The organism is Streptomyces sp. YS415, assembly GCF_023544665.1.
Classification (GTDB): domain Bacteria; phylum Actinomycetota; class Actinomycetes; order Streptomycetales; family Streptomycetaceae; genus Streptomyces.
Genome location: NZ_JAMJFL010000047.1, coordinates 13,693 through 33,534, shown reverse-complemented (window position 1 = coordinate 33,534; position 19,842 = coordinate 13,693). Strand labels below are relative to the sequence as shown.

General features: G+C 69.6%; 17 protein-coding genes, 2 tRNA genes and 1 pseudogene. 15 read left to right on the top strand and 5 right to left on the bottom strand.

Going from position 1 to position 19,842, the window contains the following annotated elements; all coding sequences use genetic code 11:
• Positions 1-648: pseudogene (locus M8H82_RS34185) on the top strand (serine/threonine protein kinase); the annotation flags it as partial.
• Positions 649-693: 45 nt separating this feature from the next.
• On the opposite strand, the gene M8H82_RS34180 reads toward M8H82_RS34185, so the two are convergent.
• On the bottom strand, positions 694-2,136 hold the full coding sequence (locus M8H82_RS34180) for an amino acid permease (protein WP_250079235.1): 1,443 nt from the start codon (positions 2,134-2,136) through the stop codon (positions 694-696).
• A 183-nt stretch (positions 2,137-2,319) separates the two neighbouring features.
• Here M8H82_RS34180 and M8H82_RS34175 point away from each other — a divergent pair, with 183 nt between their 5' ends.
• Together M8H82_RS34175 and M8H82_RS34170 are read left to right on the top strand one after the other, a co-directional pair.
• Complete coding sequence (locus M8H82_RS34175) at positions 2,320-2,805, top strand: ribose-5-phosphate isomerase (RefSeq protein WP_250079233.1); 486 nt, start codon at positions 2,320-2,322, stop codon at positions 2,803-2,805.
• Positions 2,806-2,875: 70 nt separating this feature from the next.
• Positions 2,876-3,685, top strand: coding sequence for a DNA-formamidopyrimidine glycosylase family protein (locus tag M8H82_RS34170; protein ID WP_250079232.1), 810 nt, complete (start codon positions 2,876-2,878; stop codon positions 3,683-3,685).
• A 106-nt stretch (positions 3,686-3,791) separates the two neighbouring features.
• On the opposite strand, the gene M8H82_RS34165 is transcribed toward M8H82_RS34170, so the two are convergent.
• Positions 3,792-5,048, bottom strand: coding sequence for a GNAT family N-acetyltransferase (locus tag M8H82_RS34165; RefSeq protein WP_250079229.1), 1,257 nt, complete (start codon positions 5,046-5,048; stop codon positions 3,792-3,794).
• Between the two features lie 162 nt (positions 5,049-5,210).
• Here M8H82_RS34165 and M8H82_RS34160 point away from each other — a divergent pair, with 162 nt between their 5' ends.
• Together M8H82_RS34160 and M8H82_RS34155 are read left to right on the top strand one after the other, a co-directional pair.
• A complete protein-coding gene (locus M8H82_RS34160) occupies positions 5,211-6,401 on the top strand; it encodes a PP2C family protein-serine/threonine phosphatase (protein ID WP_250079225.1) in 1,191 nt (396 codons plus the stop codon).
• A complete protein-coding gene (locus tag M8H82_RS34155; protein WP_250079223.1) occupies positions 6,398-6,841 on the top strand; it encodes an HD domain-containing protein in 444 nt (147 codons plus the stop codon). Before M8H82_RS34160 ends, M8H82_RS34155 begins: the two co-directional genes overlap by 4 nt.
• A 1-nt stretch (position 6,842) precedes the next feature.
• Here M8H82_RS34155 and M8H82_RS34150 read toward each other — a convergent pair whose 3' ends face one another.
• Positions 6,843-7,973 carry an acyltransferase family protein gene (locus tag M8H82_RS34150; protein ID WP_284049686.1) on the bottom strand — a complete coding sequence of 377 codons (1,131 nt, stop codon included), beginning with the start codon at positions 7,971-7,973 and terminating at the stop codon, positions 6,843-6,845.
• Positions 7,974-8,384: 411 nt separating this feature from the next.
• Between M8H82_RS34150 and M8H82_RS34145 the strand changes: the two genes are divergently transcribed.
• Both M8H82_RS34145 and M8H82_RS34140 read left to right on the top strand, forming a co-directional pair.
• On the top strand, positions 8,385-8,579 hold the full coding sequence (locus M8H82_RS34145; RefSeq protein WP_250079220.1) for a hypothetical protein: 195 nt from the start codon (positions 8,385-8,387) through the stop codon (positions 8,577-8,579).
• 163 nt (positions 8,580-8,742) lie between these two features.
• Positions 8,743-8,961, top strand: a complete 219-nt coding sequence (locus tag M8H82_RS34140) for a hypothetical protein (RefSeq protein ID WP_250079219.1) — start codon at positions 8,743-8,745, stop codon at positions 8,959-8,961.
• A gap of 145 nt (positions 8,962-9,106) precedes the next feature.
• Here the strand turns inward: M8H82_RS34140 and M8H82_RS34135 are convergent.
• Positions 9,107-9,180: transfer RNA gene (locus M8H82_RS34135), tRNA-Gly, on the bottom strand.
• Between the two features lie 130 nt (positions 9,181-9,310).
• Between M8H82_RS34135 and M8H82_RS34130 the strand changes: the two genes are divergently transcribed.
• From M8H82_RS34130 to clpX, 5 genes are all read left to right on the top strand, one after another.
• Positions 9,311-9,387: transfer RNA gene (locus M8H82_RS34130), tRNA-Pro, on the top strand.
• A 167-nt stretch (positions 9,388-9,554) separates the two neighbouring features.
• A complete protein-coding gene (gene tig, locus M8H82_RS34125) occupies positions 9,555-10,952 on the top strand; it encodes a trigger factor (protein WP_250079217.1) in 1,398 nt (465 codons plus the stop codon).
• Between the two features lie 316 nt (positions 10,953-11,268).
• Positions 11,269-11,877, top strand: coding sequence for an ATP-dependent Clp protease proteolytic subunit (locus M8H82_RS34120; RefSeq protein WP_250079236.1), 609 nt, complete (start codon positions 11,269-11,271; stop codon positions 11,875-11,877).
• 87 nt (positions 11,878-11,964) lie between these two features.
• Positions 11,965-12,645 carry an ATP-dependent Clp protease proteolytic subunit gene (locus M8H82_RS34115; protein WP_250079215.1) on the top strand — a complete coding sequence of 227 codons (681 nt, stop codon included), beginning with the start codon at positions 11,965-11,967 and terminating at the stop codon, positions 12,643-12,645.
• A gap of 160 nt (positions 12,646-12,805) precedes the next feature.
• Positions 12,806-14,095 (top strand): ATP-dependent Clp protease ATP-binding subunit ClpX, encoded by a 1,290-nt coding sequence (clpX, locus tag M8H82_RS34110; protein ID WP_250079212.1) that lies wholly within the window; start codon positions 12,806-12,808, stop codon positions 14,093-14,095.
• A gap of 75 nt (positions 14,096-14,170) precedes the next feature.
• Here the strand turns inward: clpX and M8H82_RS34105 are convergent, their stop codons facing one another.
• Positions 14,171-15,094, bottom strand: a complete 924-nt coding sequence (locus M8H82_RS34105; RefSeq protein ID WP_250079210.1) for a hypothetical protein — start codon at positions 15,092-15,094, stop codon at positions 14,171-14,173.
• Between the two features lie 136 nt (positions 15,095-15,230).
• Between M8H82_RS34105 and M8H82_RS34100 the strand changes: the two genes are divergently transcribed.
• The 3 genes from M8H82_RS34100 to M8H82_RS34090 all read left to right on the top strand — a co-directional run bounded on the left by M8H82_RS34100 (position 15,231) and on the right by M8H82_RS34090 (position 19,831).
• Positions 15,231-17,855 (top strand): valine--tRNA ligase, encoded by a 2,625-nt coding sequence (locus tag M8H82_RS34100; RefSeq protein WP_250079207.1) that lies wholly within the window; start codon positions 15,231-15,233, stop codon positions 17,853-17,855.
• A 123-nt stretch (positions 17,856-17,978) separates the two neighbouring features.
• The gene (locus tag M8H82_RS34095; RefSeq protein WP_250079205.1) at positions 17,979-19,463 is read left to right on the top strand and encodes a folylpolyglutamate synthase/dihydrofolate synthase family protein; all 1,485 of its coding nucleotides are present in this window, start codon (positions 17,979-17,981) and stop codon (positions 19,461-19,463) included.
• Between the two features lie 11 nt (positions 19,464-19,474).
• On the top strand, positions 19,475-19,831 hold the full coding sequence (locus tag M8H82_RS34090; RefSeq protein ID WP_250079202.1) for a DUF4233 domain-containing protein: 357 nt from the start codon (positions 19,475-19,477) through the stop codon (positions 19,829-19,831).
• Positions 19,832-19,842: the final 11 nt, after the last annotated feature.

The window sequence follows — 19,842 nt, the reverse complement described above, 5'->3', positions numbered from 1 at the left end:
CTGCCCGGCCCCGCGGTTCCCGCCCGCCTCCGCCCGTCGCGCCGGGGCCCCGTCCTGCTCGCCGCCGCGGGACTCGTCACCGCCGGAGCCGTGGTGGCCGTCGTCCTGCTCATGAACTCCGGCGGGTCCCCCGAGGACGACAAGGCCGGCGGTTCGACACCCTCCTCCTCCGCCTACTCGCCCTCCCCTTCGCCCACCGTGGAAGGCACCGCCCGTCCGCGGACCCTGCCGCCGGGAGCGCGCACGGAGGCCGGCGGGTTCGCCTGGGCGCCTCCCGAGGGCTGGCGGCGGGACGTGAAGACGGGCGCGGAGGTGCACTACACCGCACCCGACGGCACACAGGAACTCGTCGCGAAGTCCTCCCTCGCCCGCGGCGACCTCATGGAGACCTGGGAGACCTCGGAGCAGAACGCCCACCAGGGGCAGGCGTACCAGAAGATCCGCCTGGAGGAGACGACGTTCCGCGGCTCTCCCGCGGTCGTCTGGGAGTACACCTTCACCCTGGAGGGCGTCCACTGGCACGCCCGGCTGCTGGGCTTCAACGAGGAGGGGAAGTCGTACCAGATCAACACCTGGTACCAGCCGGACAGCGAGGAGCAGGCGCTGAGCACGTACGAGGAGGTGAAGGAGAGCTTCACCATCCTCTGAGCATGAAAAGAGGGCCCCGAGGGGCCCTCTCGACAGGTGAGCGGATCAGCCGGCGTCCACCTTGTCGGCGCCGCCGCGCATCTTCTCCTTGACGAAGGCGATGGTCAGCACGATCGCCGCGACCAGCAGCGACAGCAGGACCGTCCGGCGTCCGTCGTGCTCGGTGTCGGTCAGCATGTAGCCGAGGACGAACACGATCATCGCGGCCGTGGCCCAGGTCAGGTACGGGTACAGCCACATCCGGACGACGAGCTTCTCCGGCGCCTCGGCCTGGATGATCTTCCGCATCCGCAGCTGCGAGAAGCAGATGGCCAGCCAGACGAACAGCGCCACCGCACCGCTGGAGTTGAGCAGGAAGAGGAAGACGGTGTCCGGGTACTGGTAGTTGAAGAACACGGCGACGAAGCCGAAGACGACGGACGAGAGGATCGCCGCGAGCGGCACGCCCCGGCCGGTGGTCTTCGCGAACGCCTTGGGCGCGTCCCCGCGCCGGCCGAGCGAGAAGGCCATGCGGGACGCCGTGTACAGACCCGAGTTCAGGCAGGACAGCACCGAGGTCAGCACGATGAAGTTCATGATCTGACCGGCGTGCGCGATGCCGAGGGAGTCGAGGGCGGCGACGTAGGAACCGTCCTCGGCGATCGACTTGCTGTCCCACGGGAGCAGGGTGACCACGACGAAGATCGAGCCGAGGTAGAAGACGGCGACGCGCCAGATGATGCTGTTGGTCGCCTTGGTGACGGCCCGCTGCGGGTCCTCGGACTCGCCGGCGGCCAGGGTGGCGATCTCGCTGCCCATGAAGGAGAAGACGACGAGCAGCACACCGGTGAGGATCGCGCCGGGCCCGTTGGGCAGGAAGCCACCGTGCTCGGTGAGGTTGCCCAGTCCGGCCTGCTCGCTGTCGACGCCGGGCAGCAGGCCGAAGACGGCGAGCCCGCCGATGACGATGAACGCGGCGATCGCGACGACCTTGATCCCGGCGAACCAGAACTCGAACTCGCCGTAGGAGCCGACGGAGACCAGGTTGGTGGCGGTCAGCACCACCATCACGATGAGCGCCCAGGCCCACTGCGGTACGGCCGGGATCCAGCCCTCGAGGATCACCGCGCCGGCGGTCGCCTCGACGGCCAGCACCACGACCCAGAAGAACCAGTACAGCCAGCCGATGGAGAACCCGGCCCAGCGGCCGAGCGCGCGGTCGGCGTGGGCCGAGAACGAACCCGAGGTCGGGTTGGCCGCGGACATCTCACCGAGCATCCGCATCACCAGCACCACGAGCGTGCCGACGAGCGCGTACGACAGGAGGATGCCGGGGCCCGCGGTGGCGATACCGGAGGAGGACCCGACGAAGAGTCCGGCGCCGATGACACCGCCGATCGCGATCATCGACAAATGACGGTTCTTGAGCCCTGCCTGGAGGCCGTTGCCGGGATCGCCGGGGGCTCCAGGGTCCTTTTCAGCCTTCGACAGGGTCGGCTGCGAGGTCATAGGGGTGTTCCTTCGTGCCGGTGCCTAACAAGTCGGTCCAGTGAAACGGAGGCGGAGAAGTAATTGAACCTTTGATTCCGGATCGTTACTTGAGGTTTCCCTGAGCTTCTATGGGATTGCTCAGGCTTTTCCGGGTCAACCCCCGGGGCGGCTGCCCGGAAACGGTCGTGTCACACTCGTCGCATGCGCGTGTACCTCGGCTCCGACCATGCGGGCTACGAACTCAAGAACCACCTCGTCGAGTGGCTCAAGGCGGCGGGGCACGACCCCGTCGACTGCGGCCCTCACCTCTACGACGCCCAGGACGACTACCCGCCCTTCTGCCTCCGCGCCGCCGAGCGCACCGCCGCCGACCCCGATGCCCTCGGCATCGTCATCGGCGGCTCCGGCAACGGCGAGCAGATCGCGGCGAACAAGGTCAAGGGTGTCCGTGCGGCACTGGCCTGGAGCGAGGAGACCGCGGCCCTGGGGCGCCAGCACAACGACGCCAACGTCGTGGCGGTCGGCGCTCGTATGCACACCCAGGACGAGGCGACGAAGTTCGTGGAGATCTTCCTCGCCACCCCGTTCTCGGGTGACGACCGCCACATCCGCCGCATCGACATGCTGGCGGCCTACGAGACCACGGGCGACCTCCCCCCGATCCCCCCGCACCACCCGCAGCAGTAAGGCCCCGACCGGCGTCCCGTACGAAGACGAAGACGCCGGTCGCATTTCCAGCCCGTTCGGAGGAGCCACCGTGCCTGAGGGGCACACCATCCACCGGCTGGCCAAGGACTACGCCGCCGCCTTCGCCGGCACCGCCCCCCAGGCCACCAGCCCCCAGGGCAAGTTCTCCGACGCCGCCGCCCTGATCACCGCCACCGGCCTCACCGCCACCGAGGCCCACGGCAAGCACCTCTTCCTGGGCTTCCGCGACACGGACTGGGTCCACATCCACCTCGGCCTCTTCGGCAAGGTCACCTTCGGCCCCGCCCCCGCACCCCCGCCGACGGATACGGTCCGCCTCCGCCTCGCGAACACCACCGCGTACGTCGACCTCCGCGGCCCCACCACCTGCGCCCTGATCACCCCCGCCGAGAAGCAGGCCATACACGACCGCCTCGGCCCGGACCCGCTCCGCGACGACGCCGACCCGAGGACGGCCTACCGGCGCATCTCCCGCAGCCGCAGCACGATCGCCGCCCTGCTCATGGACCAGAAGATCATCGCGGGCGTCGGCAACGTCTACCGCGCGGAAGTCCTCTTCCGGCACGGCATCGACCCCTACCGCGCGGGCAAGGACATCACGCCCCGGCAGTGGGAAGCGATCTGGACCGACCTCGTGGACCTCATGCGCGAGGGCGTCCGCAACAACCGCATCGACACCGTCCGCCCGGAACACACGCCCGAGGCGATGGGCCGCCCACCGCGCGTGGACGACCACGGCGGCGAGGTCTACGTGTACCGCAGGGCCAACCTCCCCTGCCACATCTGTGGCGGCGAGATCCGCACCGCCGATCTCGCCGCCCGGAACCTCTTCTGGTGCCCGAACTGCCAGAAGAAGTAAGCCGGTTCAGCGCCCGTGAGCCGGTTCCGGTATCCGTGCGCCGGGTCCCACACCTGTGCGCCGGGTCCCGCACCAGTGAGCTGGTTCCGGCGCCCGTGAGCCCGTTCTAGAACCCGTGCGGCAGCCAGGGCGCGACGGCCGAGCCGAATCCCACCGACGCCTCCGCCAGCGCTCCCTGGCGAAGCTCCCGCACCCGCCCGGCGGCCGCCAGCGACCCCAGGCTCACCCCGCCGAGATACGCCGACCCCAACTCCCGTACGGACAGGGCCAGATCCGCCGCGTCCCGGGTCCGCTCGCAGGACGCCCCCTTCGCGTCCCCCGAAAGCCGCCAACGCCCGGAGTTCCAGGGGCAGAAGGCGTCCTCGACCTCCAGCACCACGTCCACCGGCGCCTGATAGGTCCGGGCCGAAAGCGCCGCCCCGACCTCGACGAGCCGGACGAACATGCCGTCCCGGAACCGCGGCCGGCACCGCCGTACATCCGACACCTGGTGCTGCCAGGCCTCGTCCATCGGCCGCCCGTGCACCTTCAGCGTCGTCGTCAGGTCCAGGTCGAACAGGAACCGCCACAGCGCGGCCTGCGCCGTCGCGTCCACCCCGGCCAGCTCCCGCACGTGCACCACGCCGTCGTTCCCGGCGACCCCCCACTCCGGCTGCACCGCGTAACGGGCGTATCCGACGGTCCGCCCGTCCCGCTCCGCCAGCACGCACTGCAGCGGCGACGCCCCGCCCCGTCCGCCCTCCGGATCGAGCACCCCCACCCGCTCCCAGCCGGGCCGCACCCGGGCCAGCATGCCGGGCCGGGCGGGCACCAGCGCGGCGTAGACCTGCTCGCACGCGTCGACCACGTCCGCCGGTGCCGCGTACCGCAGCCGTACGTCATCCGTCCCGGCCGGCACCGACAACCGCACCCGGTTCGTGTCGATCTCGGCGGCGAGCTGGAGCGTCGCCACGCCGTATCCGAACCGCCCGTAGATCGCGGGCTCGGACGCCGTCAGCACCGCCAACGGCTCGCCCCAGGACCGCACGTCGTCCAGCTGCCTGCGCATCATCGACGTGAGGACCCCGCGTCGCCGGTGCGTGCCGGCGACCCCGACCATCGTCACCCCCGCCGCGGGCACCGAGGCGCCGCCGGGCACGGTCACCCGGAAGCGGAACGCCCCGGCCGAACCCACGCACAGGTCACCGTCCCAGGCGCCGAGGGACCGGTCGAACTCGGTGAGTTCCCGGTACAGTTCACGCTCCTCGGTGGGCTCCGGCACCCCGCCGAAGGCGCGCAGCAGCACGTCGTACCAGGTGTCCCAGTCCTCGGGCGCCGGCTGTCGCAGCTCGATCGCCGAACCGGTCGTGAAGTGTGTCCCCATGCGCCATGCCTACCAGGGCAATGAGGGACGAGCCAGGGAATTTCCGCCGGGTGGCCGCGCGACGGCTTCTCGTGAAGTTCACTGTGAAGTTGAGCCTCGGACGGGGGACAAGTGGGACCTCCCGTGCCGAGCGGCTGGTCCGATGGATAGGGTCCCGAACTAATGACAGCAGGACGACAGCGGCGCGCGGCCGCCGACACGTTCGCGGCCCGGTTGCGTATGCAGTGGCACCGGGTCCGCGTCGCCCTGCGCAGAAGTGCCGTGGACTACTTCCGCGGCGACGGCTCCGACTGGATCGCGCTGGCCGGACTGCTGCTCACCGTCCCGCTGATCGCGGCCACCACGCTGGCCAACCCGGTCTGGTGCTCTCCGGCCGCGCTGGTCCTGCCCATCGTCGCCGGCGGTCTGCTGCTGCGCCCGGCCAGCCTGCTCGGCCTGTACGCGGCCGCGGCCACCGCCCTGATCGTGGAGTCGGTGCAGCTCGGCCCGTACACCGAGGGCGCCGCCCGGGTCACCCCGGGCGTGGTCCTGGTGGTCGCGGCCTGCGGCTTCGTCGGCCTGCTCATCGCGCAGTTCCGCAGCAGGGTCGGCGTGCCCTGGCGGCGCGGCGGCACCATGCTGTTCGACCTGCGCGAACGCATCCGGGTGCAGAGCAAGCTGCCGCCGCTGCCGAACGGCTGGCACCGCGAGATGGCGCTGCGCCCGGCGGGCGGCCAGTCGTTCTCCGGTGACTTCGTCGTCGCGGCCCGCACGAACGGCGGCCGGACCCTGGAGGTCGTCCTCACGGACGTCTCGGGCAAGGGCATGGACGCGGGCTCGCGGGCCCTGCTGCTGTCGGGCGCGTTCGGCGGGCTCCTGGGCTCGCTGCCCCCGCACGCCTTCCTCCCGGCCGCCAACGGCTACCTGCTCCGCCAGGACTGGGAGGAGGGCTTCGCCACCTCCATCCACCTGGTCCTGGACCTGGACTCCGGCGACTACGAGCTGTACTCCGCGGGCCACCCGCCGGGCCTCCAGCTCAGCGCGGGCAGCGGCCGCTGGGAGGAGAAGGCCGCCGAGGGCCCGCTGCTGGGTGTGTACGACGGCGCCCAGTTCGACCCCGTGAAGGGCTCGCTGCGGCCGGGGGACGTGCTGATGCTGTTCACGGACGGTCTGGTGGAAACCTCCGACCGCGACATCGTCGAGGGCATCGACCGGCTCACCGGCGAGGCCGACCGCTATGTCGCGGGCGGCTTCCACGGCGCGACCTGGCATCTCATCGAGGCGGTGGCCAAGGACGTCAACGACGACCGCGCGCTGCTGCTGATCTGCCGGGAGGGACCGACGGTGACGTCCCAGGCGGGGGTGCACGCGTGACGCTCCCCGTGCCCGAGGTCGAGGCCATCGCCCGCGCCGCCCACGAGGGCCAGACGGACAAGGCGGGACGGCCCTACGCCGAGCACCTGCAGGCCGTGGCCGACGGCGTCCGCGCCCGGGGCGGCGACGAGGACCAGATCGCGGCGGCCTGGCTGCACGACTCCGTCGAGGACGACGCCCTCACCGAGCGGTGGCTGCACGAGGCCGCGCTGAGCCGCCGTACGAAGGACATCGTCCTCGCCCTCACCAAGCGCGCGGGGGAGGCGCCGGAGGCGTACGCCGGGCGGATCCTCGCCACGCCGGGCGCGCTGCTGGTGAAGGAGGCGGACCTGGCGCACAACGCGGACCCCGAGCGCCTGGCGGTCCTGGACGAGGCGACGCGCGGACGCCTGACCGAGAAGTACACGCGCATGCGCGCACTTCTCGGCCTCGGGTCCTGAACTAGACGCCGGCCTTCTGCCGTTCGCGGGCCGCCTGCGCCGGGTCCCGCCGGAACGCCCACTTCATCTCGGGCTCCATCACCGCCCGGAAGAGCCGCCGCACCGGCGAGGTGCACAGCAGCGTCACGCCCGCCGCCGCGAGGACGGTGACGACGATCTGGCCGAGCGGCCGGTGCAGCCAGTCGTGGTCGAACCAGCCCCGGTAGTCGCCGGCCTTCACCACGAAACCGTGCAGCAGATAGCCGTACAGCGTGCCCGCGCCCAGCGCCGTGAACCACATGTGCCGGCGCGGCACCCAGGCGAAGAAGCACGCCGTCAGCACCAGCGAGCAGCCGAACAGCGCGAACACCATCACGGGCCCGGTCCACCACGGCGCGCCCAGCTCCTGCGCGGAGTCGCGGTGGTAGAACCAGCCGGTGTTCATGCGCGGCACCGACCACCAGCTCACGGCGAGCGCCAGCGCGAACACCGGCACGGACAGGACGCGTACCGCGCGTCGGCGCACCCACTGGAAGTGCTCGGCCCTCATGTGCAGGCCCAGCACGAAGAACGGCAGGAACTGGAGCACCCGCTGCAGGTCGAGGTCGTCGCCGATCGCCGGGGTGACGGACGCCAGCACCGCGATGCCGAGCGCGACGGGCAGCGGCCGGCGAATCGTCTTCCAGATCGGGGTGGTCAGCCGCCAGACGAACAGCGCGACCAGGAACCAGGTGAGGTACCAGGGGTCGAGCAGGCTGATGTCCATGCCCGGGTCGTCGTCGATCACCCGCTTGAACAGCGGATACGCGGTCTCGAAGACGATGTACGGCACGGCGACGCCGGTGATCAGCCGGCGCAGCCGGTCGGGGCGCATGTCGAAACTGCGGGAGAAGAAGCCGGAGATGATGATGAACGCCGGCATGTGGAAGGCGTACACGGCCATGTACAGGCCCTCGAGGATCCGGCTGTCCCCCTTCAGGGGCTCCCAGGCGTGGCCGACGGCCACCAGCACGATCGCCAGGAACTTCGCGTTGTCGAAGAAGGCGTCGCGCTTGTCCGCTCTTGTGTTCTGTCTTTGCTGTTTCTCGGGGGAGCGCGGACTCGGCACTCCCGGGGCCTGCGACTGTGCGGGTGGCGAGGCAGCGTGGAACATCTGAGGCACCCTAGCGGCGGCTGTGCGGATGAGTAAAACGCGGGACGCTATTACCGCTTGTGTGCCTGCCTTGTGATGTTTAATCCATGCTAAATGGTACATAAGGCAAGGTGTGGGCTGGAGTTGGAGTCACCTGTGGCGACAATTCGAATTACCCGCGAACACCATGTGTGGACATGGAAACGATCACGCCGAATTTCTCTTGCGAGTGGCACTTCGAATTCCCTTGCGACGCGCGCCCGATGGTCCGCCGCGCGGCCCGGCGCCACCCGCACCGGCCGGAGTTGCGGTCACTGATGCCCCACCCGCCGCATACGGCGGGCCTGTTGGTGGCACGATGGTTCTGGCGGGGGTGCGCGGGGCAGGCACCCCCGGGCCGGGAGAGCGGACCGACCGAGGGTGTGATCAGTTGTGGCCATTTCGCTGTCAGTGGTGCTGCTGTTGGCGATCATCTTGGTGGTGTTGATCCGAGGTGGCTCCCTCAAGGCCGGCCCCGCGGTGGTCGCCGTCCTCTTCGGCTTCTTCCTCGCCTCCACCGGCATGGCCGACGACATCCAGCGGTTCCTCGACTCCCTGGCCGAGACGATCAACTCGATCCAGTTCTAGACCCAGGACCGCCCGAACGACGGGTATGCAGGGGGCACGTGGGGTCTTGGCTCGGGTGGGATCTGCCGCGCCGGCGGGAGCGGATGGGCGCGCGATGCGAGAGGCGCTGCATCCGTCGCATTTTCGATTGCTGGTGCCGGGGGCAGCAGGAGATCATGGGCGCATGAGTCCAGGATCACGGCGCATGGTCGGCATGGGAAGCGTGCTGGTCGGCATCGCTCTCGCGTCCTGGCTGATCTTCGGCCCTCCCCGGGACTGGGAGGGCGGCGTGAGGTGGCTACGTCACGGTCTGGCGTGGGCGTCCCTGGGAGTGATCATCCTTGCCGCCCGATTGATGTTCCCCGACACCAAGAAGGACTCGTCCGACACGGTGCCCGACTAGATCGCGGAGCCGAGCGAGGCCGGCGTCCCGTATCGCCATATCGCCGAGCTGACGAGCATCTCGCGGACGACGGACTGGGCGGAACCTCGGTAAACGACTCGGGCCAGGCCGAGGAATTGATCCTCTGGCCTGGCCCTGCGTCATGTGGAGCGGGCGACGGGAATCGAACCCGCGTAGCTAGTTTGGAAGACTAGGGCTCTACCATTGAGCTACGCCCGCACAGGACGCGCCGCAGGTCAGCCGACCGCGGCACTGGAGGCATCCTAGCGGGTCGGCCCCCCTCGGCGCACACCCCATAAATGCGGCGGCCCCATGGCCTGCGGGCATGTACCCTACGTGTCGCACCAGACGGGGTGTGGCGCAGCTTGGTAGCGCGTCCGCTTTGGGAGCGGAAGGCCGTGGGTTCAAATCCCGCCACCCCGACCACCTGCCTGATCATCCGGATGATCGCCTTTGGGTCGTTCAGTGCCTGCGGTTACTATGCAAGCTGCGCGCCCGTGTGTCCCTCACTCCCTGAAGTCCTCCGGGCGGCGAAGCCGCCGGACCGGTCTGGTCCGGCAAAACCGAGAAGTCAGCCACAAGGAGACCGAACCGTGAAGAGCGCCGTGGAGACCCTGAACCCGACTCGGGTTCGGCTCACTGTCGAGGTGCCCTTCGAGGAGCTCAAGGACAGCCTCGACGCGGCGTACAAGAAGATCAACCAGCAGGTCACGGTGAAGGGCTTCCGCAAGGGCAAGATTCCCGCCCGGGTCATCGACCAGCGGTTCGGCCGTGGCGCCGTGCTGGAGGAGGCCGTCAACGACGCGCTTCCGAAGTTCTACACCGAGGCGGTCAACGAGGCCGAGCTCAACGTCCTGGGCCAGCCCGAGGTCGACATCACGGAGCTGAAGGACGGCGAGACGCTGAACTTCACCGCCGAGGTCGACGTCCGCCCGGCCATCGAGATCCCGGACTACTCGGGCATCGAGGTCGAGGTCGACGCCGTCGAGGTCACCGACGAGGACATCGAGAAGTCGGTCGAGCAGCTCCGCGAGCGCTTCGCCTCGACCTCCCCGGTCGAGCGCGCCGCCGAGGACGGCGACGTCGTCACCATCGACCTGCAGGCCAAGGTCGAGGGCGAGGTCCTGGAGGACGGTGTCGCCGAGGGTGTCTCCTACACCATCGGCTCCGGCGAGCTCCTCGAGGGCATCGACGACGCCGTGAAGGGCCTGGAGGCCGGTGGCGAGGCCACCTTCACCTCCGAGCTCAAGGGCGGCTCGGCGGCCGGCAAGGAGGCCGAGGTCACCGTCAAGGTCACCCAGGTCGCCGCCCGCGAACTGCCCGCGCTGGACGACGACTTCGCCCAGCTCGCCTCCGAGTTCGACACCCTCGACGAGCTCAAGGCCGACAGCCGCAAGCGCCTCGAGAACATGAAGCAGTACGACCAGGCCACGCAGGCCCAGGAGCGCGTCCTGGAGAAGCTGCTGGAGCTCGTCGAGGTGCCCGTCCCCGAGAAGCTGCTCGAGGACGAGATCAACACCCGCAAGCACAACCTGGAGCACCACCAGCTCGGCCAGATGGGCCTCGACCTCGAGAAGTACCTCGAGATCCAGGGCAAGACGGTCGAGGAGTTCGACGCCGAGACCAAGGAAGCCGCGGTCAAGGGCATCAAGACGCAGTTCGTCCTGGACGAGCTCGTCAAGCAGGAGAAGCTCAACGTCAACCAGGAGGAGCTCACCGAGCACCTCATGCGGCGCGCGGCCTCCTCCGGCATGTCCCCCGACCAGTTCGCCCAGGCCGTCGTCGAGGGCGGCCAGGTTCCGCTCCTGGTCGGCGAGGTCGCCCGCGGCAAGGCCCTGGCCGTCGTGGTCGAGAAGGCCACGGTCAAGGACACCAACGGCGAGATCATCGACCTGGACGACGAGGACGAGGTCGAGGCGGCCGCCGACGTCGCCGCCGAGGCCACGGAGGCCGACGCCACCGAGGCCGAGGCCGAGAAGACCGAGGGCTGAACACGCCCGCGGCGCCTGACGCGCCTGTGACGCCGTAGGAAGGCCCCGGGGAGGACATTCCCCGGGGCCTTCCCGGCATCCGGCGGGCGGGGGCCCCTCGCGCCGTCACGGCCCGTAGGCGGCCGCCCACCCGCCGCGGGCTCTACGCCCCCGGCGAACACTCCCCGCTCCGGGATTCCCTGAAGGGACCAGCGCGTTAGGGTCCATGAGTACGGGGGCAGGGGAGTCGGCGAAACCGCCGGAGGCCCCCGGCAGGGAAACGTGAAGACGGCCCGGCGCCGTCGTAAGACGAGCAGGTGGATACGTGACGAATCTGATGCCCTCCGCCGCCGGCGAGCCTTCCATCGGTGGTGGCCTCGGCGACCAGGTCTACAACCGGCTGCTCAACGAGCGGATCATCTTCCTCGGCCAGCCGGTCGACGACGACATCGCGAACAAGATCACCGCGCAGCTGCTGCTCCTTGCCGCTGACCCGGACAAGGACATCTACCTCTACATCAACAGCCCGGGCGGTTCGATCACGGCCGGTATGGCGATCTACGACACCATGCAGTTCATCAAGAACGACGTGGTGACCATCGCCATGGGCCTCGCCGCCTCGATGGGCCAGTTCCTGCTCAGTGCGGGCACCCCCGGCAAGCGCTTCGCGCTGCCGAATGCCGAGATCCTGATCCACCAGCCGTCCGCCGGCCTCGCCGGCTCGGCCTCGGACATCAAGATCCACGCCGAGCGGCTGCTGCACACCAAGAAGCGCATGGCCGAGCTCACCGCCCAGCACACGGGCCAGACGATTGAGCAGATCACCCGCGACTCGGACCGTGACCGCTGGTTCGACGCCTTCGAGGCCAAGGAGTACGGCCTCATCGACGACGTCATCCCCACGGCCGCCGGTATGCCGGGCGGCGGCGGTACCGGAGCGGCGTAAGGCCGGTACAGGCCCTCAGGACCCCCCAGGGCCGTACGAGCCTCCACCCGCCCCCAGCCACCGCCACAGCCCCTTTTTGGAGACACCGTGAACACCTTCCCCGGCAGCGGCTTCCAGGACCGCCCGCAGGCCGAGTACACCGGCCCGGTTGCCGAGTCCCGCTACGTCATCCCGCGCTTCGTCGAGCGCACGTCGCAGGGCATTCGTGAGTACGACCCGTACGCGAAGCTCTTCGAGGAGCGCGTGATCTTCCTCGGCGTGCAGATCGACGACGCCTCCGCCAACGACGTCATGGCGCAGCTGCTGTGCCTGGAGTCGATGGACCCCGACCGGGACATCTCGGTCTACATCAACAGCCCCGGTGGTTCCTTCACCGCGCTGACGGCCATCTACGACACGATGCAGTTCGTGAAGCCGGACGTCCAGACGGTCTGCATGGGCCAGGCGGCCTCCGCCGCGGCGATCCTGCTGGCCGCCGGTACGCCCGGCAAGCGCATGGCGCTGCCGAACGCGCGCGTGCTGATCCACCAGCCCTACAGCGAGACCGGCCGCGGTCAGGTCTCGGACCTGGAAATCGCCGCGAACGAGATCCTCCGGATGCGCGCGCAGCTGGAGGAGATGCTGGCCAAGCACTCCACCACGCCGATCGAGAAGATCCGCGAGGACATCGAGCGCGACAAGATCCTCACGGCCGAGGACGCCCTGTCGTACGGCCTGATCGACCAGATCATCTCCACCCGGAAGATGAACAACGCGGCCGTGCGCTGACCCGGAGGCTGTATCGTCGGCCGCTCCTTGGCACGGTGCACGACAAAGTGAACCGTGCCAAGGGGGGCCCGAACGAGGGCCCCGGCAAGGTACCGTCGGATGAAGGCAGCACCAGGAGCCGCTGGACCTAGGCGTCTCCCAGGCGAAGGGGAAGCACACCGTGGCACGCATCGGTGACGGCGGCGATCTGCTCAAGTGCTCGTTCTGCGGCAAGAGCCAGAAGCAGGTCAAGAAGCTCATCGCAGGGCCCGGTGTGTACATCTGCGACGAGTGCATCGATCTCTGCAACGAGATCATCGAGGAAGAACTCGCGGAGACCAGCGAGGTGCGCTGGGAGGAACTCCCGAAGCCGCGCGAGATCTACGAGTTCCTCGAGGGGTACGTGGTCGGCCAGGAGGCCGCCAAGAAGGCCCTGTCGGTCGCGGTGTACAACCATTACAAGCGGGTCCAGGCCGGTGAGCACGGCGGCGGTCAAAGCCGCGAGGACGCCATCGAGTTGGCGAAGTCGAACATCCTGCTGCTGGGTCCCACCGGCTCCGGGAAGACCCTGCTGGCGCAGACGCTCGCCCGGATGCTGAACGTCCCGTTCGCGATCGCGGACGCCACGGCGCTGACCGAGGCGGGCTATGTCGGCGAGGACGTCGAGAACATCCTGCTGAAGCTGATCCAGGCGGCGGACTACGACGTCAAGAAGGCCGAGACCGGGATCATCTACATCGACGAGATCGACAAGGTCGCGCGGAAGAGTGAAAACCCGTCGATCACGCGAGACGTCTCGGGCGAGGGCGTTCAGCAGGCGCTGCTGAAGATCCTGGAGGGCACGACGGCCTCGGTGCCGCCGCAGGGCGGGCGCAAGCACCCCCACCAGGAGTTCATCCAGATCGACACGACGAACGTGCTGTTCATCGTGGGCGGTGCCTTCGCGGGCCTGGAGAAGATCATCGAGTCGCGGGCCGGCGCCAAGGGCATCGGCTTCGGCGCGACGATCCGCTCGAAGCGGGAGCTGGAGGCGAAGGACCAGTTCGAGGACGTCATGCCCGAGGACCTGGTCAAGTTCGGCATGATCCCCGAGTTCATCGGGCGTCTGCCGGTGATCACCTCGGTCCACAACCTCGACCGCGAGGCACTCCTGCAGATCCTGGTGGAGCCGCGCAACGCCCTGGTCAAGCAGTACCAGCGCCTCTTCGAACTCGACGGCGTGGAGCTGGACTTCGAGCGCGAGGCCCTGGAAGCCATCGCCGACCAGGCGATCCTCCGCCAGACCGGCGCGCGCGGCCTGCGCGCCATCATGGAAGAGGTCCTGATGTCGGTGATGTACGAGGTCCCGTCCCGCAAGGACGTGGCCCGCGTCGTCATCACGGCGGACGTGGTCCACTCCAACGTCAACCCCACCCTGATCCCGAGGGACGCCCGGAACGGACGGGGGCCGGGGGAGCAGAAGACGGCGTAGCGGCATCAGACGTACGACAGGGGCCCCGGTCGACCGACCGGGGCCCCTGTCGTGATCGCTCTCCGACGGCGAGCGTCAGAGCTTGACGCGGACTTCCTTGCGGAACTTGGCGGTGAGGGCCGCCGCCTGGGTGGGGTCGGTCTCCTTGCCGGCCGCGATGTCGGCGATCTCCATCGGCATCACGAACCCGACCGTGCTGTGGTCGCCCCAGACGCAGTACGTCATGTTCATCTCGGTCGGCTCACCCGAACCCGCGGTGGCGTCGGGGTTCTTCATGTTGGCCTGCTGGCACTTCAGGACCGTGCCGTCGAACCCCTCGGGGGTGTACGCCTTCGGCTCGCCCTTCATGGTGACGTCCTCCTTCTCCGCGTCCTTCTTCATGTACGCGAGGAGTCCGTCGACCACCTTCTCGGGGTCGTCGATGTCGCCGTAGACGCCACCGAAGGTCACCAGCTTGCCCGCCAGCGGGTTGCTCTCGTCGCCCGCCTCGTAATTCGCGCTGACGTCCTTGGGGTTCTTGACGCCCCAGTCCTCCGCGTTCTGGAGGTCTTCCTTCGTCATCGCGCCGTCCGAGCCTTCGTTCGCGGCCTTCTTGTACTCCGTGAGGACCGTGGCCGGCGTCGTCAGCTTGTGCGGGCCGTCGTCCCCGGCGGCCGCATCGCTGCCGCCGCCGCCCCCGCCGACGACGAAGTACACGCCCACCGCGATCGCCGCCACGACCGCCACCGCGCCCAGGATGAGGCCCGTCTTCTTCTTGCCGCCGCCCGGGGCGGGGGGCATGGGGGCGCCGTAAGGGGGCTGCTGGCCGTAGGGGGGCTGCTGGGGCGGGACGCCGCCCTGCTGGGGGTAGCCGTAACCCGGCTGCGGAGCCTGCGGCTGCTGGGGGTAGCCGTAGCCGGGCTGCGGAGCCTGCGGCTGCTGGCCGTACGGACCCGGCTGGCCGTACGGTCCGGGCTGCTGGGGCTGCCCGCCGTACGGGCCCGGCTGGTTGTAGCTCATTACTGGGTTCCCCTCCAGATGCTTATGTGGTCCTGACATCCTGACCCAGCAGGGGGGCGCGCGGTGCATCGGGGCCCCCACCGTTACAGAACAAAGCAGTTTCGGGACACCGCCGCGACACCCCTAAACTGACTCCGTGACCGAGAACGCTCAGCAGCAGCCACCAGCGCCCCACACCGAACTGCCGACCCAGTACGCGCCGGCCGACGTAGAGGGGCCGCTGTACGAGCGCTGGGTGGAGCGGGGTTACTTCGAGGCGGACGAGAAGAGCGACAAGCCGCCGTACACCATCGTCATCCCGCCGCCGAACGTCACCGGCAGCCTGCACCTCGGGCACGCCTTCGAGCACACGCTCATCGACGCCCTGACCCGCCGCAAGCGCATGCAGGGCTACGAGACGCTGTGGCAGCCCGGCATGGACCACGCGGGCATCGCCACCCAGAACGTCGTCGAGCGCGAGCTGGGCAAGGAAGGCAAGTCCCGGCACGACCTGGGCCGCGAGGCGTTCGTCGAGCGCGTCTGGCAGTGGAAGGGCGAGTCCGGCGGGCAGATCTCCGGGCAGATGCGCCGGCTCGGCGACGGCGTCGCCTGGTCCCGTGAGCGCTTCACCATGGACGAGGGCCTGTCGCAGGCCGTCCAGACCATCTTCAAGCGGCTCTACGACGACGAGCTCATCTACCGCGCCGAGCGCATCATCAACTGGTGCCCGCGCTGTCTGACCGCCATCTCCGACATCGAGGTCGAGTACCAGGACGACGAGGGCGAGCTCGTCTCCATCCGGTACGGCGAGGGCGACGACTCCATCGTCGTGGCCACCACCCGCGCCGAGACGATGCTCGGGGACACCGCCGTCGCCGTCCACCCCGAGGACGAGCGGTACCGCCACCTCGTGGGCCGCGAGATCGAGCTGCCGCTCACCGGCCGCCGTATCCCCGTCGTCGCCGACGAGCACGTCGACCCCGAGTTCGGCACCGGCGCCGTCAAGGTCACCCCGGCCCACGACCCGAACGACTTCGAGATCGGCCAGCGGCACGACCTGCCCGCCGTCACGATCATGGACGAGCACGCCGTCATCACCGCCCACGGCCCCTTCCAGGGCCTGGACCGGCTCGAGGCCCGCTCCGCCATCGTCGCCGCACTGCGCGCCGAGGGCCGGATCGTCGCCGAGAAGCGGCCGTACGTCCACTCCGTCGGCCACTGCTCGCGCTGCAAGACCACCATCGAGCCGCGCCTGTCCATGCAGTGGTGGGTCAAGGTCGGCCCGCTGGCCAAGGCGGCCGGCGACGCCGTCCGCGACGGCCGCGTCAAGATCCACCCCCAGGAGATGGAGAAGCGGTACTTCGACTGGGTCGACAACCTCCACGACTGGTGCATCTCGCGGCAGTTGTGGTGGGGCCACCGCATCCCGGTCTGGTACGGCCCGAACGGCGAGGTCGTCTGCGTCGGCCCGGACGACGAGGCGCCCACCGGCGAGGGCTGGCACCAGGACACCGACGTCCTCGACACCTGGTTCTCCTCGGGTCTGTGGCCCTTCTCCACCCTGGGCTGGCCCGAACAGACCGAGTCGCTCGCGAAGTTCTACCCGAACTCCGTCCTGGTCACCGGCTACGACATCCTCTTCTTCTGGGTCGCCCGGATGATGATGTTCGGCCTGTACGCGATGGACGGCACCCCGCCGTTCCACACCATCGCCCTGCACGGCATGGTCCGCGACCAGTTCGGCAAGAAGATGTCGAAGTCCTTCGGCAACGCGGTCAACCCGCTGGACTGGATGGACAAGTACGGCTCCGACGCGCTCCGGTTCACGCTGGCCCGCGGCGCCAACCCCGGCGTCGACGTTCCGATCGGCGAGGACTGGGTCCAGGGTTCCCGCAACTTCGCCAACAAGATCTGGAACGCCACCCGCTTCGCGCTGATGAACGGCGCGACGATCGAGGGCGAACTCCCGGACGCCTCACGCATGTCGGCGACCGACCGCTGGATCCTCTCGCGCCTGAACTCCGTCGTCGCCGAAGTCGACGCGCTCTACGAGGACTTCCAGTTCGCGAAGCTGTCCGACGCGCTGTTCCACTTCGCGTGGGACGAGGTCTTCGACTGGTACGTGGAGCTGTCCAAGACCACGTTCCAGGCGGGCGGCGAGCCGGCCGAGGTCTCGAAGCGGGTCCTCGGCGAGGTCCTCGACGTCACCCTCAGGCTGCTGCACCCGGTGGTCCCGTTCGTCACGGAGACCCTGTGGACCACCCTCACGGGCGGCGAGTCGATCGTCATCGCCGAGTGGCCCGAGGACCGTGGCTTCCGGGACGAGGCGGCCGAGCGGGAGATCGGGAGCCTGCAGTCGGTCATCACCGAGGTCCGCCGCTTCCGCGCCGACCAGGGCCTCCAGCCGGGCCAGCGGGTGCCGGCCCGGCTGAACCTGGACGGCACGGCGCTGGCGCCCCACGAGGCCGCCATCCGCCAGCTGCTGCGCCTGCAGCCGGAGGGCGACGCCTTCACGGCCACGGCGACCCTGCCGGTCGCGGGCGCCGAGGTCGCGCTCGACCTGTCGGGCACGATCGACGTGGCGGCGGAGCGCAAGCGCCTCGCGAAGGACCTGGCCGCCGCGGAGAAGGAGAAGGCCCAGGCCACGGCCAAGCTCGGCAACGAGGCCTTCCTGGCGAAGGCCCCGGACAACGTCGTGGAGAAGATCCGCGGCCGGCTCGCCAAGGCGGACGAGGACATCGCCCGCATCCAGGCCCAGCTGGACCGGCTCCCCGCGGCCTGAGCCGACGTACGCGGCGCAAGGTACGCGCCGTAGTCGTCGTACGCGCGCGTGAAGGCCCCCGCAGCCACCCGGCTGCGGGGGCCTCGGCCTCCGTCTGTCGGTCCCGCTCCGTAGACTGGCCCCGTGAGTGACAGCGACCCCTTCGACGAGATCATCGCGGAAGAGACCGACCGCGACCCCGATCTCGCGGTCATCGAGGCCGGCAGCCGTACCCTGCGCACCCAGGGCGGCCCGCCGCAGGCCGATGTGCCGACGCGCCCCGAGGACCCCGAGCTCGACAAGGCCCTGCGCGACGTCGAAGCGGAGCTCGCCACCCGCTGGGGCGAGACCAAGCTGGAGCCCTCGGTCAGCCGGATCGCCGCGCTGATGGACGTGCTGGGCGAGCCGCAGCGCGCGTACCCCTCGATCCACATCACGGGGACCAACGGCAAGACCTCCACCGCCCGCATGATCGAGGCCCTCCTCGGCGCCTTCGAACTGCGCACCGGCCGGTACACCAGCCCGCACGTCCAGTCGGTCACCGAGCGGATCAGCCTGGACGGTGCCGCGATCTCCGCCGAGCGGTTCATCGAGACGTACCAGGACATCAAGCCGTACGTCGAGATGGTCGACGCCCAGCAGCAGTACCGGCTGTCCTTCTTCGAGGTGCTGACCGGCATGGCGTACGCCGCCTTCGCGGACGCGCCTGTCGACGTGGCCGTCGTGGAGGTCGGCATGGGCGGCTCCTGGGACGCCACGAACGTCATCGACGGGGATGTCGCCGTCGTCACCCCCATCGACCTCGACCACACCGACCGGCTCGGCGGGACGCCCGGCGAGATCGCCGTGGAGAAGGCCGGGATCGTCAAGCAGGGCGCCACCGTCATCCTGGCGCAGCAGCCGGTGGACGCGGCGCAGGTGCTGCTGAAGAAGGCCGTGGAGGTCGACGCGACGGTCGCCCGCGAGGGGCTGGAGTTCGGGGTGGTCTCCCGGCAGGTCGCGGTGGGCGGACAGATGGTCACCCTGCGGGGCCTGGGCGGTGAGTACGGCGAGGTCTACCTCCCGCTGCACGGCGCCCACCAGGCGCACAACGCCGCCGTGGCGCTGGCCGCCGTGGAGGCGTTCTTCGGGGTGGGCGCCCTGCGTGCCGACCCGCTCGACCTCGACACCGTCCGCAAGGCCTTCGCGGCCGTCTCCTCGCCGGGCCGCATGGAGGTCGTACGGCGTTCGCCGACCGTCGTGCTGGACGCCGCGCACAACCCGGCGGGCGCCCGGGTGACCGCCGAGGCGGTCGGGGAGGCCTTCGACTTCAGCCGGCTGATCGGCGTGGTCGGGGCCAGCGGCGACAAGAACGTACGCGGGCTGCTGGAGGCCTTCGAGCCGATCTTCGCCGAGGTCGTGGTCACGCAGAACTCCAGCCACCGCGCGATGGACGCCGACGAGTTGGCCGCCATCGCCGTGGAGGTGTTCGGCGACGAGCGGGTGCAGGTCGAGCCGCGGCTGCCGGACGCGCTGGAGGCCGCGATCACGCTGGCCGAGGAGGAGGGCGAGTTCACGGGCGGCGGGGTGCTGGTCACCGGCTCCGTCATCACCGTGGGCGAGGCCCGGCTGCTGCTGGGGAAGGGCTGAGGTTTTCAAGGATGCGTACGCTCTGTGCGTCGACGCTGATCGGCGAGTTCTTCGTCATCGGGTTCGCCGGTCTGGTCGCCATGAAGGATCCCGATCTGTCCATGTCGACGGTGTGGACGGTCAGCGGGATCGGGATGTTCCTGTGCCTGCTGCTGTGCGGCCTGGTCACCCGGCCCGGCGGCATCGCCCTCGGCTGGGCGCTCCAGGTCCTGCTGATCGCCTCCGGGTTCGTGGTGCCCTCGATGTTCGTCCTGGGCGCGGCCTTCGCGGCCCTGTGGTGGGCGTCGGTGCACTACGGCAGGAAGGTCGACGAGGCGAAGGCGAGATTCGCGGCGCAGGCCGACGCCTCCGCCCCGGACGCGGCCTGATCCTGTACACC

Bases quoted from the DNA above. Each gene is read 5' to 3' on its own strand.
- M8H82_RS34150 (WP_284049686.1), bottom strand. From the start codon at position 7,973: ATGTTCCACGCTGCCTCGCCACCCGCACAGTCGCAGGCCCCGGGAGTG.
- M8H82_RS34160 (WP_250079225.1), top strand. From the start codon at position 5,211: ATGACAGCAGGACGACAGCGGCGCGCGGCCGCCGACACGTTCGCGGCC.
- M8H82_RS34180 (WP_250079235.1), bottom strand. From the start codon at position 2,136: ATGACCTCGCAGCCGACCCTGTCGAAGGCTGAAAAGGACCCTGGAGCC.
- M8H82_RS34090 (WP_250079202.1), top strand. From the start codon at position 19,475: ATGCGTACGCTCTGTGCGTCGACGCTGATCGGCGAGTTCTTCGTCATC.
- M8H82_RS34105 (WP_250079210.1), bottom strand. From the start codon at position 15,094: ATGAGCTACAACCAGCCGGGCCCGTACGGCGGGCAGCCCCAGCAGCCC.
- M8H82_RS34140 (WP_250079219.1), top strand. From the start codon at position 8,743: ATGAGTCCAGGATCACGGCGCATGGTCGGCATGGGAAGCGTGCTGGTC.
- M8H82_RS34165 (WP_250079229.1), bottom strand. From the start codon at position 5,048: ATGGGGACACACTTCACGACCGGTTCGGCGATCGAGCTGCGACAGCCG.
- M8H82_RS34175 (WP_250079233.1), top strand. From the start codon at position 2,320: ATGCGCGTGTACCTCGGCTCCGACCATGCGGGCTACGAACTCAAGAAC.
- M8H82_RS34120 (WP_250079236.1), top strand. From the start codon at position 11,269: ATGCCCTCCGCCGCCGGCGAGCCTTCCATCGGTGGTGGCCTCGGCGAC.